The following is a 14,896-nucleotide window of genomic DNA, read 5'->3' on the forward strand; positions in this document are numbered from 1 at the left end:
AGAGGGGCGCTCAGGCGCCCCTCTTTTTCTGTCCTCAATCGAACGCCCGCAACCGAACGCCCACACGGGCACCCGCAACCGAACCCCTGCAACCGAACCCCGCAATCGGGCACCCTCAATCGACCATGAGGAAACGCTCGAGGGTTTGAGGCTCCGAGAGGTCGCCGTAGAGGACCTCGGCGCCCTCGCCATCGCTGATCCGCAGCAGCGCCGGCGTCGCGAAGATGCCGTAGGCAAAGGTCTGGGCCGGGTCCTGAACCAGGTCGATCTCTTGAGTCATCTCCGGGTCCTGTCCGAACCGGCGCAATGCCTCGGCGAGGTTGGCCCGCGCCCGGCGTGAGCGCGGTGCATCGCCGGTCGTGAACAGGATCAGTTGCGGCCGCTTCCCGCTCTCGACGCTGGCAGCCTCGATCGCGCTCGGGGTCGTCATCGGTGATTGCCCTCGCTCCGCTCGCGCACGCCCTGCGCAGGCGTGTCCTCGCTCATGGGGGCAGCCGCCTGGCGTCGCCGGACCACGTCTCGCTGCTGCTGCTCGGAGAGCGTCTCGCGCGCCCGCTGTTCTTCCTGCTGCGCCTGCAGCTCGATGCGCAGCCGCGCTGCCTCGGCCTCGGCCGTCTCGATGCGCCGTTCCAGATCCTGCCGGCGTTGAGTGTCTTCGAGCGCCCTCAAGCGCCGATTCAGGGCCTCTTCGCTCTCCTTCTGCAGCCGTGCAGTGCCCATCAGCACCTCGGTGCCATACTCGTAGACATCGGCCAGATCCAGGCCGCCGTCGGCCAGGATCAGTTCCCGGACCTGATTCGAGTGCGCCGTTCCGCGTGATTTGACGACCGAGAGCGAGCGGTTGCGCTCGCCGCCGACGACATTGAAGCCCAGCGTCAGCCAGGTGTCGGCCAGCGTCGAGACATGGCTGAGGGTCGCCTCGCTGCCCGGGTCGTCATCGCTGTTGAGCGATGTCAGCACCGTTGTGATGCCGCTTGCCCGGGTCTTGCTCAAGAGGCGCTCGATCGCGATCTTCGCATCGTCTGGCCCGGCCGCCTTGAACAGCGCCGATATCGGGTCGATGATCAGGCAGGCCGGTTCCAACTCCTCGATGCCGCGAACCAGCGCATGGTAATGGGTCTCGAGCAGACTGCTCCAGGCCTCGCGCGTGACGAAGCGCAGCAGGCCGGCCTCGATCGGTGCGCCGAGCTCGATACCGACCGAGGCCAGATTGCGGATCACCGGCGCCTGGATCTCATCGAAACTGAGGTAGAGCACGCGCTCGCCGCGCGCAGTCGCAGCGGCGGCAAAGCTGCCGCAGAGCGTGGTCTTGGCCGTGCCGGGTTGGCCCGAGATCAGGATCGTCGAGGCACGGTAGAGCCCGCCGTCGAGGACCTCATCGAGCCGGCCGATTCCGGTGCTGAGCCGTTCCTGGCTGGCTCGCTCTACTCGGATCGTGCTGCTGTCCTCTTCGGTGTAGGGGAAGTGCACCCCATCGGTGTCGATCAGCATCGGGACCTCATCGGCGGTATGGTCACTGCCGCGATACTTCGCGATCCGAAAGCGGCGGGCGAGCCGGCTTTCGATGAGGGTCGTCGAGAGCAGCATGACGCTCGGCAACAGGAACTCGACACCCTCGAGGTGCTTGGGAGCGAGCGCGTTCTGATCGAGCTTGCCGGTCAAGAGCAGCGTCAGCCCGCGTTCCTCGGACCAGTCACTGACCCGGTGCACCTGCTCGATCGCGACGAACGGGTCGCGATGTCGATAGAGCAGCTGGTCGATGCCATCGAGAATGAGCCACTCGGCTCGGGTACGCTGAACGCAATGCTCGATCCCGGCCAGTAGCCCGCCGAGGTCGAACTCCCCCGAGACCTGAGCACCCTGGCTCGGCCGGGCATCGATCAGCTCGAAGCCCGGGTGCTCGGCCAGGCGCTGTCCCCAGCTGAACGAGGCCGCGTCGCGCAGGACCTGAGCGCGCGATTCCTCGAACGAGACGAACACAGCGGCCTCATCGCGCGCGAGCGCCTGGGCGATGATCTGCAACGTCAAGACGGTCTTGCCGGATGCCGGGCGGCCGAGCACCAATGTCCCGCCGGCAGCCGGCAGGCCGCCGTGGGTCATCCAGTCGAGGCCGGTGATACCGGTTGGGCGTTTGGTGATGGCCTGATCGGGTTCCGTCATGCGTCTCGCTCTGCGGTTCGGTGGGATTCGGTTCGGGAGTCTGCGCGAGCCGCGGTGGCGCCGGCACCGAGCGGCAGCTGGCAGCCTTGTTCAAGAAGCCAGCGGAAATCCTCGGTCTCGAGCGGCATGCTGAACAGATAGCCTTGCCCCAGCTCGTAGCCCATGTCCAGCAGGGCCTGACGGACCGGCTCCGATTCGATCCCTTCGGCGATCAGATCGGCCCCCAATGCATCCCCGACGCCCTTGACCGTCTGCAGCACTCGGCGACTGTAGTGGTCATCGAGCGCGCTCGCGACGAAAAAGCGGTCCACCTTGATCTCATCGAATGGATAGCGCTGCAGATAGGCAAGCGACGAATAGCCGGTGCCGAAGTCGTCGAGGGACAGCCGAACGCCGAGCGCCCGCAGTGCGTTCAGCTCTTGCAGCAGCGAGGTCGAGGCGCCCTCGAACACGCTCTCGGTGATCTCGAGCGTCAGCGCGCCCGGGTCGATCCGGTAGGTCTCGATCGCGGTGCGGACCGCGCCAGGGAAATCGGTGAGGCGAAACTGGATCAGCGAGACATTGACCGCGATGCCGACGACCTCGAGTCCAGCCTGCTGCCATTCGCTTAGGCGCCGGCAGGCCTCATGCAGCGCCCATTCGCCGATCGGGCCGATCTGCTGGCTTTGCTCGGCGATCGGGATAAAGAGACCGGGCGGTTGCAGTCCGCGCTGCGGATGGTTCCAGCGCAACAAGGCCTCGCCCGAAACCAATTGGCCGTCGACGAGCCGGACCTTGGGCTGGAAATGGAGCTCGAACTGCCGCTCGTCGAGGGCGGTCCGCAGGTCCCGGCTCAGCTCGAGGCGTTCATGGACCTGCTGATCGAGCTCGGCATTGTAGGCGATTGGCGGCGCGATCCCGTGGGCGCGGTGCTGGAACAGCGCGAGCTCGGCCTGGTGCAGCCGTTCCTCGGCCGGGACCGCGGTATCGGTGACCACCGTGTAGCCAAGATCGATCGCGATCTCGATGCCGATCTCGGGTCTGAGAAATCGGTGTTCCGAGATCCGCTTGAGCGCCTGAACAGGCTCGTGTGGATCAGCGCCGGGCGCCACCGGCAGCAGCACACTGAACTCGTCGCCGGCGATCCGTCCGACCAGACCATTGCTGCCGGCCACACGCTCGAGCCAACGCGCGACCTCGATCAGCAACTGGTCGCCTGCCTCGAACCCGTAGGCATCGTTGACGTCGCGCAGGTCCTTGATGTCGAACATCGCCAGCACCGCAGGCGAGCCGTCCTGGTTGGCGTCAAGGTACTCGTTCAGGGCCTTCGTAAAGCCGGTTCGGGTCAGCAGATCGGTCAGTCGGTCACGGTTGATGAGCTGGCTCAGCTGCAGCTCGGCCAGCTTGCGCTCGGTGATGTCGACATGCATCACCACGGCGCCTTGGCCTTGGTCCGTCGCGCCGAGCGCATCTTCACGCTTGAGCCGATTCGCGGTCACGCGGAACCAGCGCTGCTCGTCGGGCGAGTGACAGGGATACTCGAGCGCGAAGGTGTGCTGGTCGCCGGCGAGCAGATCACGAAGCCCTTGCGCGATCGGTGCCGCTTCGCTCGACCGGTCGCCGGTGGCGCGGTCGCAGAGCTCGATGTAATTGGTACCGATGCCCGAGAGCGCGTCGTGCAGGCCGTTCTCTTCGCCGAATCGGCGCCACTGGTCATTCACATCGATGATGCGTCCCTGTCGATCCAGTAGCGCGATGTGGGCCGGCAGTGAATCGATCAGCGCCCGCCTGGTCTCGACCAGCTCGGCCAGTTGGTCGCGTGAGCGCCGCAGCGCCGACTTCTGCGATTGCAGGCTGCGCACCATTCGGTGCCGTTCGCTGACGTCCTGGAAATAGACCGCCAGGCCATCGGAAGACGGATAGGCGCGGATCTCGAACCAGGTGCTAAACGGGCGATAGTATTCCTCGAAGCTCGTCGTCTCCTGCGTGAGCATCGCCTGCCGGTAGGCGCGCTCGATCCGGGTGCCAATCGCCTCTGGGAAGCACTGCCAGAAGTCCTGCCCCAGCAACTGCTCACGGGGATGCTGGAGCAGCCGCGCCGCCTCCTGGTTCAAGTAGGTGAAGCGCCAATCGCGGTCCAGCGTAAAGAAGCCGTCGGTGATGCTCTCGAGTGTCTTCTGCAGCCGCTCGGCCAGCGCTTCTGCCTCATGCTCGGCCGACTTCAGCGCCGAGATATCCTGGAACGCGCCCTGTACGGAGCTGATCCGGCCATCGGCGTCGAGGACGGCCTCACCGGTGGCGCGGACCCACACAGGCTCCCCGTCGGCGTTGATGATCCTCAGGGCCTCGTCATAGGCGATGCCCTGCTCACGGCACTGGGTGAAGACGCATCGGATACGGTCCTGGTCCTCAGGGGCATAGAAGGCGATGGCTTCGTCGACGCTGGGCGAATAACCCTCCGGCATGCCGTGGATCGCGGTTACGGCGGCAGACCATTCGACCCGATTGGTCGCGAAGTCGACACGCCAACCGCCGAAACGCGCGATCCGGCCGGCGATATCGAGCAGGTGGGCCTGCTCGCGGACCTGTCGCTCAGCCTGCTTGAGCTCGGAGATGTCGGTGATGACGGCAACCACCTGGCGCCGCCCATCGCTGCTTGGCGTGATCGGAAAGTAGCGCACCAGCAGTTCGCGCTCGCGCCCATCGGCCCCGCGCCGTCGCGTCTCGTAGCGCTCGGGCTGACCGGATAGACAGCGATCCAACCGCGGTTTGGCCTCGGCGTCGAAGTAGGGCTCGCCAAGCAGTTCCCAGATGTAGGCGCCTTCGACCTTGCTGCGCTCACGGCCGAACGCCCGCGCGTAGGCGTCGTTGACCAGCAGGTATCGGTAGTGCTCATCAGCGATCGCCATCAGGTCTTCGCTGCCCTCGACGAGCTGGCAATATTGGAGCAGGCGCTGCCGACTCACCTCCTGTTGATCCAGCATCCGGTTCAGGGTCTTGGCGAGCACCGCGGTCTCGTCCCGACCGGATACCTGCGCGCGGGCGTTGCCATCACCGGCACCGATTCGCGCGACGGTCTGGGTAAGCCGGCGGATCGGCGTCGCGATCCGCCAGTAGATCAGTCCGAAGGCGGCTATGCAGAGCAACCCGAACAGCAACGCGGCGATCACGAGCCGAACCGCGGCCGCCTGAGCGCGGTTGGCCAGCGCCGCGCGGCGCTCGCGCAGCACGTCGTCCAGTGCCGTGTCGAGTGCGATGCCGTGCTGTGCGATCTGGCTTAGCAGGATGCGGCTTTGGTCGGAGACCGGTGCCGGCCTGATGGTCAGGGCCTCGGCACCATCGCCCGCGCTGCCCGCCCCGGCCGAGGAGCCGGCCGAGGAGCCGTTCGTGATGATGAAGAGATTGGTGATCAGCAGCTCTACCAGCCGTGCCGCCTTCAGCGCGTCCGGGTGGGTGTCGCCGAGCCCCTCGAGCTGAGCCCTGATCGCGTCGGCCTCGGTCCGGACGCTGCCGGCCAACTCGGCACCTGCGCCTTGCAGCACAAGGTTGTCGGTGGCGACCGAGAGCTGATCGATCCGCTCGCGCAGCGAGAACAGCTCGCTGATGTCGGCCTGGATGGATCGGACCTGATCCGCAGCGTTCAGGGTCAACGCCAGCAGCAGGAGCACCCCCAACGCCGAACCGATGATGCTGGCAATGGACAGATGCAGCAGCTTCATCGCTCAGGCGCGCGGCGCGGCGGTATCGGCCGCTGCGACGGGATGCCGACGGCGCTCGGAAACTGCTGGCGTAACGGGCCGGCGGCGATCAGCGCGAGCACGGACAGTTGCCGAGGGCGTGGCGGATCGCCCTGCCCAAGGCGCCAGCCTGCCGGCGGGTCTGTCTGCTGCGCTGCCGGCTGATGACTCTGCTGCCGGTCTTGCTGCCGGTCCTGCTCCTGACCCTGCTGCCGGTCCTGCTGCCGGTCCTGCTGCCGGTCCTGCTGCCGGTCTTGCTGCCGGTCTTGCTGCCGGTCTTGCTGCCGGATCATCCGCTCGGCCCAGTGCAGTTGCCCCTGCAGGGCGGCGATCAGTGACCAGTCGAGGCTGAGGTCATAATCGAGTGCATTCCAATTCCGGCTCAGCTCATCGAGCGGTGCATCGAAGCGCTCGGCAAAGCGCGCAAGCGAGGCGCGACCCTGCCGCTCGATCCGGTCGATCGCATCCCGGTAGGCCCTCAGCAGGGCGGAGCAGACCTCGGCCCGTGCCTCGGCGGTCTCGCGCCGGGTCACGAGTACCCAACGGGCGGTATAGAAACGACTGATCGAGAACTGGCCAAGCCTTGGACCCAGCTGCCCACGCAGCCGGGCGATATCGGGCTCCCAGATCACCGCCGCGTCGATGTGCCCGGCGCGCAACAGCGCCGGGATCGCGTCGATCGGATCATGCCGCACCGCCAGATCGCCTGGTTCCAGGCCATGCATGGTCCGGAACACCCACCAGAGGAATTCGGCATTGGTCCCTTGTGGCAATGCGAGGCGCCGGCCCCTCAGGTCGGCCGGCGTCTCGATCCCTTGGTCAGTCCGGAATACGACCTGATTGAGCGAGGTCGAGTGGAGCATCGAGGCCAGGATCACCGGGTCATCGGTTGCGCCCGGGTTGGGATCATTGAGCAGGTCGAGCACCAACGGTGTCAGGGCCATCAACGCAAAGTCGGTCTCGCCGGCGCGCAGCTTGGCGAGATTGTCCCTTCCGGACCCGGTGAACGCGACCTCAACGGCGATCCCATGGCGCTCGAACAGGCGCTGCTCGGCGGCGATCAGCGTCGGCAGGTCGCCGAGGTACTCGACACCGGCGAGCCGCAACGGAGTCTGTATTAAGCCCGACGAGGGTGGTGCTGCTGGCGCCAAGCCGGTGACGACGGCCATCAGTCCTAGCGCGAGCGACAACCAGCGACCCCGAGAGATCGAACAAAGCGGTGGTCTCGGTAAACCAGGGCATCTGAGCCAGAGGATAGGCATAGGACATGAAGTATCGTTGACTTTGCTGGATCATCCAAGGCGAAATGAGAGATCATCGAGATGATAGGCCGATGCTTCGTTGCGGCCGTTGGCGCACAGCAAGCGTGTTGGCGGAAGGTTGAGGGTAAGATGACGAAGGCGGTGGTATTGCTGAGCGGCGGGCTGGATTCGGCCACCGTGTTGGCGATCTCTCGGGCATCGGGCTTCGAGCCCTATGCACTCTCGTTCCGTTATGGTCAGCGTCACGGGGCGGAGCTGGAGGCCGCGGCCCGGGTTGCTGCTGCGCTCGGGGCGCTCGAGCACCGGATCAGCGAGATCGATCTGGGCCAGTTCGGCGGCTCGGCACTCACGGCTGCGGAGATCGCGGTGCCCAAGGATCGCAGTGCCGAGGCGATCGGAGAGGGGATACCGGTGACCTACGTCCCGGCCCGCAACACGGTGTTCCTGTCGCTTGCGCTGGCCTGGGCCGAGGTGATCGGTGCGAGCGATCTGTTCATCGGCGTCAACGCGCTGGATTACTCCGGTTATCCGGACTGCCGGCCCGAGTACATCGCCGCGTTCGAGCAGATGGCCAATCTCGCGACTGCTGCCGGGGTCTCGGGGCGCCAACGCCTGAGGCTCCACGCACCGCTGATCGACCTGAGCAAGGCGCAGATCATCCGTCGCGGCCACGCGCTCGGCGTCGACTATGGGCTTACCAGCAGCTGCTATGATCCAGGGCCTGAGGGCCGCCCCTGCGGCCACTGCGATGCCTGTTTGCTGCGCGCGAAGGGGTTCGCCGAGGCCGGGCTCGCCGATCCGTTACTGCAGCGGTTTGAGGACCATCCCTGATGTCGGAGCGTCTGTTCCATCTGGCTGAGGCGCCGTTTCAAGCCGCGCGGCGGATTGCGGCGCTGGCACCCGGGCACCGCGCCGGTCGTCTGCACGGACACAGCTTCAGCGCCCGCGCGCTGGCCGAGCTGCCTCCAGGCTGGGGCGGTTTCGACGGTGCCGAGACCGAGGCGCTCGATGTGCTTCTGAAGCGGGTGATCGACCCGCTCGATTACGCGGACCTCAATGCCCATCTGCCGCTGCCAACCGATGCCAGCCTCGCGGTCTGGCTGCGGACAAGACTCGGCAACGCGCTGCAGGCACCGGCTGCGATCGCACAGGTCGGTATCCAGAGCACCGCCGACCAGGGAGTCGAGCTCGTTGACGGCGAAGCGCCCGGTGACGATCAGCGGGTCTATTGGTGGCGGCGGTTCGAGCTCGAGGCCGCACATCGTCTGGTGAATGTCCCGGCCGATCATCCCTGCGGCCGGATGCATGGCCATGGCTTCGCGGTGCGCTTGCTGGTAGCGCTCGACCGTTCGAGCGATCAGGGTCCGATCGATGACGCGGCGAGCGGCCAGATCGGAGAGAGCGGCGCGCTCGGTGATGCCCAGCTGGACGCGCTCTGGGCGCCATTGCATGAGCGGCTCGATCATCGGTGCCTGAATGATGTGCCCGGGTTGGAGAATCCGACCAGCGAACGCTTGGCGCATTGGCTCTGGGAGCGGCTCAAGCCGCAGCTGCCTGCACTTGCGCAGGTCAGTGTCTACGAAACGGCGACCGCCGGTTGCCACTATGACGGTCAGACCTACCGTATCTGGAAGGAGATGCGGTTCGAGTCGGCGCTGCGCCTGCGCAACGCGCCGGACGGCGACGCACGGCGGCGCCTGCACGGGCATAGCTATCGGCTACGGCTGCATCTGACCGCGCCGTTGGACGAGGTCTTGGGCTGGACGGTCGACTACGGCGATGTCAAGCGGCTGTTCAAACCGGTCTACGACGAGCTCGATCATCATGAGCTCAATGAGCTGGAACAGCTCTCGGACCCGAGCGCCGCCAACCTGGCGTTGTGGATTCGGGAGCAGGTCGTTGGGTCGTTGCCGCAGGTCGATCGGCTCGAATTGACCGAGCGCAAGGGTCGCGGCGTGCTGCTGAGCTGGGATGCTGTCGCGCCTTCTAACGGCAAGCCACGACTTCCGCTTTGATTTGAACCCGAACCCCTGCTCCCGAGTCAGACGGTGATGGCTCGCTATCAGCTCAAAGAGGCGTTCTACACCCTGCAGGGGGAGGGTGCGCGCAGCGGGCGCGCGGCGGTGTTCTGTCGGTTCGCCGGCTGCAATCTGTGGTCCGGGCGTGAGCGCGATCGGGCGTCAGCGGTCTGCACCTTTTGCGATACCGACTTCCGCGGCACCGATGGGGTTGGCGGCGGGCGCTTCCTGAGCGCCGAGACCTTGGCCGACCATCTGGAAGAGCTCTGGGAGGCAGGGGCTGACTCCGGCTCGGCCTCGGGCTCCAGCTCAGATTCGGCCTCGGGCTCAGGTGTTGTCGTGGGCTCCGGCCTCGATTCGGACTCAGTTCCTGGCTTCGACTCGCGTTCCGGCGCCGGCTCGCGCTCAAGTACCGGTTACCGCTATCTCGTCTGCACCGGCGGCGAGCCGCTCTTGCAGCTGGACAGCGCAGCGATCGAGGCGCTGCATCGGCGCGGCTTCGAGATCGCGGTCGAGACCAATGGCACGCGACCGGCGCCGCCGGGTATTGATTGGGTCTGCGTCAGTCCGAAAGGGCGGGCGCCGCTGGTGCTGACGAGCGGTGACGAGCTCAAGCTGGTCTTCCCGCAGCCGGAGGCGCCGCCGGAGCGCTACAGCGGGCTTGCCTTCGATCAGTTCTTCCTCCAGCCGATGGACGGACCCGAGCTGGCGGCGAATACCGAGCAGGCGCTGGCCTACTGCCGTGCTTACCCGCAGTGGCGGCTGAGCCTGCAATTGCACAAGCTCCTTGGTATCCCCTAGCTGACTCGCGTTGACGCGGCTTGTGCGGAGGCGCCGCAAGCCGGCCCCGACGTCTTCGACGCCCTATCGAAATGCCCGCCTAGCCTACATAAGCTGCTGAATTGTCGAGCCGCAGAGGGCGTTCTGTTAGGATCTCTTCGCTGCCAGTCAGCCAGATGCCTCAGCTACCGCCGCTAAGGGTCCGGGTCCGCTGTTCGGTTGCGGCCAGGCCGGAGCCGCCGAGCTTGCCGGCCTTCGCCAACGCGGTTCTGAGCGGGTCACCGGTCCCGGCCGGGACGAGCACGCGATGCGGGCCGCTCGGCAGGGTCTTGCCGCGCTTGAGGCCCGGGTTCAGCTCGCGGAGCTGAGCGAACGGGACGCCGCAGGCCTTTGCTGCCTCGGCGAGGTCGATCTGGCCGCTGGCCTCAACGACCTCGAGCCGCGGTTGATCCGCGATCGGCGGCATGTCCAGCCCATGGGCCGTGTGCTCGCGCACCAGCCGTGCGATCGCGAGCAGCTTCGGCACATAGTGCTCGGTCTCGCTTGGGAGGTCGAGCGACCAGAAGTCGATAGGCTTGCCGGCTGCCCGGTTGGCACGCTGGGCGGCGCGGACGCGGGCCGGGCCGGCGTTGTAGCCGGCTAGCGCCAGCGCCCAGTCGCCATCGAGCTCGCGGTGCAGTTCGCGCAGGTAGGCGATGGCGCCGCGGGTGGAGGCTAGGATGTCGTTACGACCGTCGTACCAGCTATTCTGCTTGAGACCCATCTGGGTGCCGGTATAGGGCATGAACTGCCACATCCCGGTCGCGCTCTTCGGTGAGACGGCGCGCGGGTTGTAGCGGCTCTCAACCTCGGGTAGGAGGGCGAGCTCGGTCGGGAGCCCATGACGCTCAAGCTCCTCGACGATCAAATGCAGGTAGGGCCGCGCCCGGCGGGTCAGATCCGTGAGATAATCCGAATCTCGTTTCAGTGCGCTCAGCGCGCGATCGACGCGCGGATGAGACCTTACCCCAAGGCGCGCTCCATCGCGGACGCGGTCCCACAGGTCGCCGCCCGATCGGGCGCCTGCTGTCGAACCGTAGCGGCTTCCAGAGCCGGCGAAATACACCCGCTGCGTTTGACCGTGCTCTCGCCCGATCACCCGGATATCGACAGCGGGCCGCACATAACCATATTCACGGGCCGACACCGAGAAGGGCTGGTTGCTGGCTGTGATCTGAGGGTCGGATGAGGTCGCACAGCCGCTCAGGGAAGCGACGAGACCGATCAGGGGGTAGGCAAGGAGCAGGGATTGCCGGGCAATTGGCATAATGAGGTCGCAGCGGCTGGTTTCGCAGAAGAGACGCTTTGTTCTTGTTTTGACGCGCTTGACAGACAAAATATACGGGAAATCCCGCATCGATGCCAGTCGTTGGACGCGGGTGGTGCTGTTCGGGGCTCGGGCCGGTGCGCTTGGGGTGCTGGTGAGATTGTCCGGATTGAGGCGGAGTGCCGCATGAGGCCCTGCGACTGGGAGGATCATGATCCGCTCGAGGTGCTCGGCAAATGGTACAAGACGCCGGTCGGGCGGCAGGTGGCCCAAGCCGAGACCGCTTGTGTCGAGCGGATGATCGAGAACTCGTTCGGCTACTTCCTGGTCCAGATCGGCTGCGCTGCTCAGTTCGCGGATCTGCTGGAGCATAGCCGCATCCGCACCCGGGTCACGCTGGGCGATCATGCCCATGCCGGCTGGCGCGGCTCGCCGGTCGCCGCGCAAGCGCATCAGCTTCCATTGGCCGCATCGAGCGTCGATGCGATGCTGCTTCCGCATACGCTCGACTTCGCTCTGCAGCCGCAGCATGTGCTGCGCGAGGCCGAGCGGGTGCTGATCCCGGAGGGCCGCATCCTGATCGTCGGCTTCAATCCATTCAGCACCTGGGGGCTGATGCGGGGTCTGCTGCGCAATCGTCGCGTCCCTTGGTGCGGCAACCAGTTGACGGCCTCACGGCTAGGCGACTGGCTTGCTGTGCTCGGGTTTCAGCTGGAGATGCGGGAATGGCTGGTGTTCCGGCCGCCGCTGCGCTCGGCCTATAGTCATCGGCTCGATTGGCTGGAGAAGACCGGCTCCGATTGGTGGCCGGTACTCGGCGGTGCCTATGTGGTCCGCGCGGTCAAGCGCGTCACCCTGTCGACGCCGCTGCGCCCACGCTGGAAGGCGCGCGCCCCGTTCCTGCCCGGCGGGGCGGTCAAGCCCACCGCGCGCGAGGGGAACCATGCGCGATCCTGATGCGAGCCGGTCGCCGGCGCCTTCGCGCGTGCGTCCGGTCGAGGTCTTTACCGACGGGGCCTGCCGCGGCAATCCAGGCCCCGGGGGCTGGGGCGCCTTGTTGCGCTATGGCGAGCACCAGAAGGAGCTCTATGGTGGTGAACGGCAGACGACCAACAACCGAATGGAGCTGATGGCGGTGATCCAGGCCTTGGAGGCCTTGACCCGGCCGAGCGAGGTGCTGCTCACGGTGGATTCCCGCTATGTGCAGGACGGCGTCGAGCGTTGGATGGCCCGTTGGAAGCGCAACGGGTGGATGACCAAGCAAGGGACGCCGGTCAAGAACCGGGACCTCTGGGAACGGCTCGATCGGGCGCTCGGGGGACATCGGGTGCAATGGCGCTGGGTGCGCGGTCACAGCGGTCATCCAGAGAACGAGCGTGCCGATCAGCTCGCGAATCAGGGCATCCCCAACCGCCGTTGACGAGCCACTGTTGGAGAGGATCGAAGCGATGCGACAACTGGTACTGGATACCGAAACGACTGGACTCGAACCGACCGAGGGGCACCGGATCATCGAGATCGGCTGTGTCGAACTGGTCGAGCGCCAGCTGACCAAGGCCAACTTCCACCGCTATCTGCAGCCGGAGCGCGAGATCGACGCCGGCGCGGTCGCCGTGCACGGCATCTCGAACGCCTTTCTCGCGGATAAGCCGCGCTTCGCCGAGATCGCCGAGGAGCTGATTGACTACCTCCGCGGCGCCGAGCTGGTGATTCACAACGCCGCGTTCGATGTCGGCTTCCTGAACCACGAGCTGCGGCAATGGCGCGCCGATGCGCCGCGTATCGAAGACCTCTGTACGGTGGTCGATACATTGCTGCTCGCGCGTGAGCGGCATCCCGGTCAGCGCAACAGCCTGGATGCGCTCTGTCGACGCTATGAGGTCGACAACACGAAGCGTGACCTGCACGGGGCTTTGCTTGACGCCGAGATCCTGGCCGATGTCTACCTGGCGATGACCGGTGGTCAGGTCAGCCTGGCGTTTGGCGGCGAGTCTGCTGATGGCCTCTCCGGGCGCAGCAGCGGGCACGGCGGACTGCCGCTCCGGCGGATCGACAGCAACCGGCCACCGCTGCCGGTGATTCGCGCCAGCTCGGCGGAGCTGACGGCCCACGCCGAGCGGTTGCGCGCGATCGACAAGGCGAGCGATGGCGGCTGCGTTTGGCCGGCTTAATTCAGCTGTTGACTGGGATCGAGAAGGTCCAAAAGTTCACGATGAAATGGGTCAGGATGCTCGCCAGATAGCCTAGGGCGATGAATTTGGTCCATTTCAGGTGTTCGAAGAAGGTATAGAGCCCCTTCGCCTGGCCCATCAGCGCGACACCGGCTGCCGATCCGATCGAGAGCATGCTGCCGCCGACCCCCGCGGTCAGGGTTGCGAGCAGCCACTGCCCCTGCGACATGTCCGGATTCATCGTCAACACCGCGAACATCACCGGGATGTTGTCGACCAGCGCCGAGAGGACGCCGACCAGGGCATTGGCGATGCTCGGCCCGAGCACACCGTAGGCGCCGTGCGAGACCAGCTCCAGATAGCCGATGAACCCGAGGCCGCCGACACAGAGGATGACGCCGTAGAAGAAGAGCAGGGTATCCCACTCGGCCCTGGCGACCTTGTTGAAGATATCGAACGGCATCGAGTCCTCGACACTGCCGACCTTGACAGTCGACAGCTCACGGGTGACTTGCAGGTAATAGCCGAAGAACTTGAGGTAGGCGAGCCCGGTCATCATCCCGAGCACCGGCGGCAGATGGAAGAAGTTGTGGACGCTGACGGCGGTGGCGATGGTCAGCAGGAACAACAGCACGATCCGCTTGGCACCGCGCTTCATGCCGACGTTGTCCTCGTGCGGCGGCGGCGTCCCTTCCGGGACCGCCTTACCCATGAAGTAGGCCGGCACGAGATAGTTGACGAGCGATGGGATGAACAGCAGGAAGAAGGTCTGGAACTCGATGATCCCTTTCTGCCAGACCATCAGCGTCGTGATATCGCCGAACGGGCTGAAGGCGCCGCCAGCATTGGCTGCGACGACGATGTTGATGCAGCCCAGCACCACGAAGCGCCTGTTGTCCACGCCCACGGCCATCACCACGGCGCACATCAGCAGCGCGGTGGTCAGGTTGTCGGCGACCGGCGAGATGAAGAAGGCCAGGAAGCCGGTCAGCCAGAACAATGTGCGGTAGCTGAAACCGCTGCGGACCAGCCAGGAGCGCAGCGCCTCGAAGACCCGCCGTTCCTCCATCGCATTGATATAGGTCATCGCCGCGAGCAGGAAGAGGAACAGTTCGGCGAACTCCTGGATGTTGTGCCGCACCGCCGCCTCGACGGTGTGGTAATCGCCATGATGGGCCGTGTAGTAGTAGGCGATGAAGATCCAGATCAGGCCGGCCGCGAGCACCACCGGTTTCGACTTGCGCAGGTGGGTGAACTCCTCGGCCATCACGAGCGCATAGGCGATCACGAAGATGATGATGGAGGTGAAGCCGACCCAGCTCGTGGTCAGATCGAGCCGCTGCATCGTCTCGGATGCGAAGACGATACTGGGAGCGAGCGAAAGCAGGGTTAGGGCCAGCGTGCGGACAGCCAGATGATGCATGGGAGGTCCTTACGGGCGGGTCTGAGGAAGGTTTAGCGCGTTCTCGCAAGATCGACCGCA

12 protein-coding genes are annotated in these 14,896 nt (G+C 65.8%); 6 read left to right on the plus strand and 6 right to left on the minus strand.

Features of this window, described 5'->3' with window-relative positions; genetic code table 11:
* Nucleotides 1-115: 115 nt before the first annotated feature.
* From CKO40_RS03775 to CKO40_RS03790, 4 genes are read right to left on the minus strand one after another with little or no spacing between them, the layout of a single operon-like run.
* The gene (locus CKO40_RS03775; protein ID WP_200344863.1) at nt 116-430 is read right to left on the minus strand and encodes a thioredoxin domain-containing protein; all 315 of its coding nucleotides are present in this window, start codon (nt 428-430) and stop codon (nt 116-118) included.
* Entirely contained in the window at nt 427-2,160 is a 1,734-nt protein-coding gene (locus tag CKO40_RS03780) for a DUF7125 family protein (protein WP_200344864.1), read from the minus strand. Before CKO40_RS03780 ends, CKO40_RS03775 begins: the two co-directional genes overlap by 4 nt.
* Nucleotides 2,157-5,858: an EAL domain-containing protein gene (locus tag CKO40_RS03785; RefSeq protein ID WP_200344865.1), complete on the minus strand. Its 3,702-nt coding sequence runs from the start codon at nt 5,856-5,858 to the stop codon at nt 2,157-2,159. The genes CKO40_RS03780 and CKO40_RS03785 overlap by 4 nt, the downstream gene beginning before the upstream one ends.
* Nucleotides 5,855-7,045: an ABC transporter substrate-binding protein gene (locus CKO40_RS03790; RefSeq protein WP_200344866.1), complete on the minus strand. Its 1,191-nt coding sequence runs from the start codon at nt 7,043-7,045 to the stop codon at nt 5,855-5,857. Before CKO40_RS03790 ends, CKO40_RS03785 begins: the two co-directional genes overlap by 4 nt.
* Before the next feature lie 222 nt (nt 7,046-7,267).
* Between CKO40_RS03790 and queC the strand changes: the two genes are divergently transcribed.
* From queC to CKO40_RS24130, 3 genes are read left to right on the plus strand one after another with little or no spacing between them, the layout of a single operon-like run.
* Nucleotides 7,268-7,969 carry a 7-cyano-7-deazaguanine synthase QueC gene (gene queC / locus CKO40_RS03795; RefSeq protein WP_200344867.1) on the plus strand — a complete coding sequence of 234 codons (702 nt, stop codon included), beginning with the start codon at nt 7,268-7,270 and terminating at the stop codon, nt 7,967-7,969.
* On the plus strand, nt 7,969-9,153 hold the full coding sequence (locus tag CKO40_RS25585; protein ID WP_200344868.1) for a 6-pyruvoyl trahydropterin synthase family protein: 1,185 nt from the start codon (nt 7,969-7,971) through the stop codon (nt 9,151-9,153). The genes queC and CKO40_RS25585 overlap by 1 nt, the downstream gene beginning before the upstream one ends.
* A gap of 36 nt (nt 9,154-9,189) precedes the next feature.
* Nucleotides 9,190-9,957 (plus strand): radical SAM family protein, encoded by a 768-nt coding sequence (locus CKO40_RS24130; RefSeq protein WP_242476791.1) that lies wholly within the window; start codon nt 9,190-9,192, stop codon nt 9,955-9,957.
* A gap of 160 nt (nt 9,958-10,117) precedes the next feature.
* Here the strand turns inward: CKO40_RS24130 and CKO40_RS03815 are convergent, their stop codons facing one another.
* Nucleotides 10,118-11,122, minus strand: coding sequence for a transglycosylase SLT domain-containing protein (locus tag CKO40_RS03815; protein ID WP_200344869.1), 1,005 nt, complete (start codon nt 11,120-11,122; stop codon nt 10,118-10,120).
* 306 nt (nt 11,123-11,428) lie between these two features.
* On the opposite strand from CKO40_RS03815, the gene CKO40_RS03820 reads away from it, so the two are divergent.
* Genes CKO40_RS03820 through dnaQ form a run of 3 tightly spaced genes read left to right on the plus strand, consistent with a single transcriptional unit; the run spans nt 11,429 to nt 13,413 of the window.
* Complete coding sequence (locus CKO40_RS03820) at nt 11,429-12,199, plus strand: class I SAM-dependent methyltransferase (protein WP_200344870.1); 771 nt, start codon at nt 11,429-11,431, stop codon at nt 12,197-12,199.
* Entirely contained in the window at nt 12,186-12,662 is a 477-nt protein-coding gene (gene rnhA, locus CKO40_RS03825) for a ribonuclease HI (protein WP_200344871.1), read from the plus strand. Before CKO40_RS03820 ends, rnhA begins: the two co-directional genes overlap by 14 nt.
* A 28-nt stretch (nt 12,663-12,690) precedes the next feature.
* Nucleotides 12,691-13,413 carry a DNA polymerase III subunit epsilon gene (gene dnaQ / locus CKO40_RS03830; RefSeq protein ID WP_200344872.1) on the plus strand — a complete coding sequence of 241 codons (723 nt, stop codon included), beginning with the start codon at nt 12,691-12,693 and terminating at the stop codon, nt 13,411-13,413.
* A gap of 1 nt (nt 13,414) precedes the next feature.
* On the opposite strand, the gene nhaD is transcribed toward dnaQ, so the two are convergent.
* Nucleotides 13,415-14,836, minus strand: coding sequence for a sodium:proton antiporter NhaD (nhaD, locus tag CKO40_RS03835; RefSeq protein ID WP_200344873.1), 1,422 nt, complete (start codon nt 14,834-14,836; stop codon nt 13,415-13,417).
* Between the last annotated feature and the right edge of the window lie 60 nt (nt 14,837-14,896).

It is taken from the genome of Halochromatium glycolicum (assembly GCF_016584085.1).
Lineage (GTDB): Bacteria > Pseudomonadota > Gammaproteobacteria > Chromatiales > Chromatiaceae > Lamprobacter > Lamprobacter glycolicus.

Excerpts from the sequence above, each read along its gene's own strand:
- dnaQ (WP_200344872.1), top strand. The coding sequence starts at position 12,691 with ATGCGACAACTGGTACTGGATACCGAAACGACTGGACTCGAACCGACC.
- CKO40_RS03775 (WP_200344863.1), bottom strand. The coding sequence starts at position 430 with ATGACGACCCCGAGCGCGATCGAGGCTGCCAGCGTCGAGAGCGGGAAG.
- nhaD (WP_200344873.1), bottom strand. The coding sequence starts at position 14,836 with ATGCATCATCTGGCTGTCCGCACGCTGGCCCTAACCCTGCTTTCGCTC.
- rnhA (WP_200344871.1), top strand. The coding sequence starts at position 12,186 with ATGCGCGATCCTGATGCGAGCCGGTCGCCGGCGCCTTCGCGCGTGCGT.
- CKO40_RS03820 (WP_200344870.1), top strand. The coding sequence starts at position 11,429 with ATGAGGCCCTGCGACTGGGAGGATCATGATCCGCTCGAGGTGCTCGGC.
- CKO40_RS03790 (WP_200344866.1), bottom strand. The coding sequence starts at position 7,045 with ATGGCCGTCGTCACCGGCTTGGCGCCAGCAGCACCACCCTCGTCGGGC.
- CKO40_RS24130 (WP_242476791.1), top strand. The coding sequence starts at position 9,190 with ATGGCTCGCTATCAGCTCAAAGAGGCGTTCTACACCCTGCAGGGGGAG.
- CKO40_RS03785 (WP_200344865.1), bottom strand. The coding sequence starts at position 5,858 with ATGAAGCTGCTGCATCTGTCCATTGCCAGCATCATCGGTTCGGCGTTG.
- queC (WP_200344867.1), top strand. The coding sequence starts at position 7,268 with ATGACGAAGGCGGTGGTATTGCTGAGCGGCGGGCTGGATTCGGCCACC.
- CKO40_RS25585 (WP_200344868.1), top strand. The coding sequence starts at position 7,969 with ATGTCGGAGCGTCTGTTCCATCTGGCTGAGGCGCCGTTTCAAGCCGCG.
- CKO40_RS03780 (WP_200344864.1), bottom strand. The coding sequence starts at position 2,160 with ATGACGGAACCCGATCAGGCCATCACCAAACGCCCAACCGGTATCACC.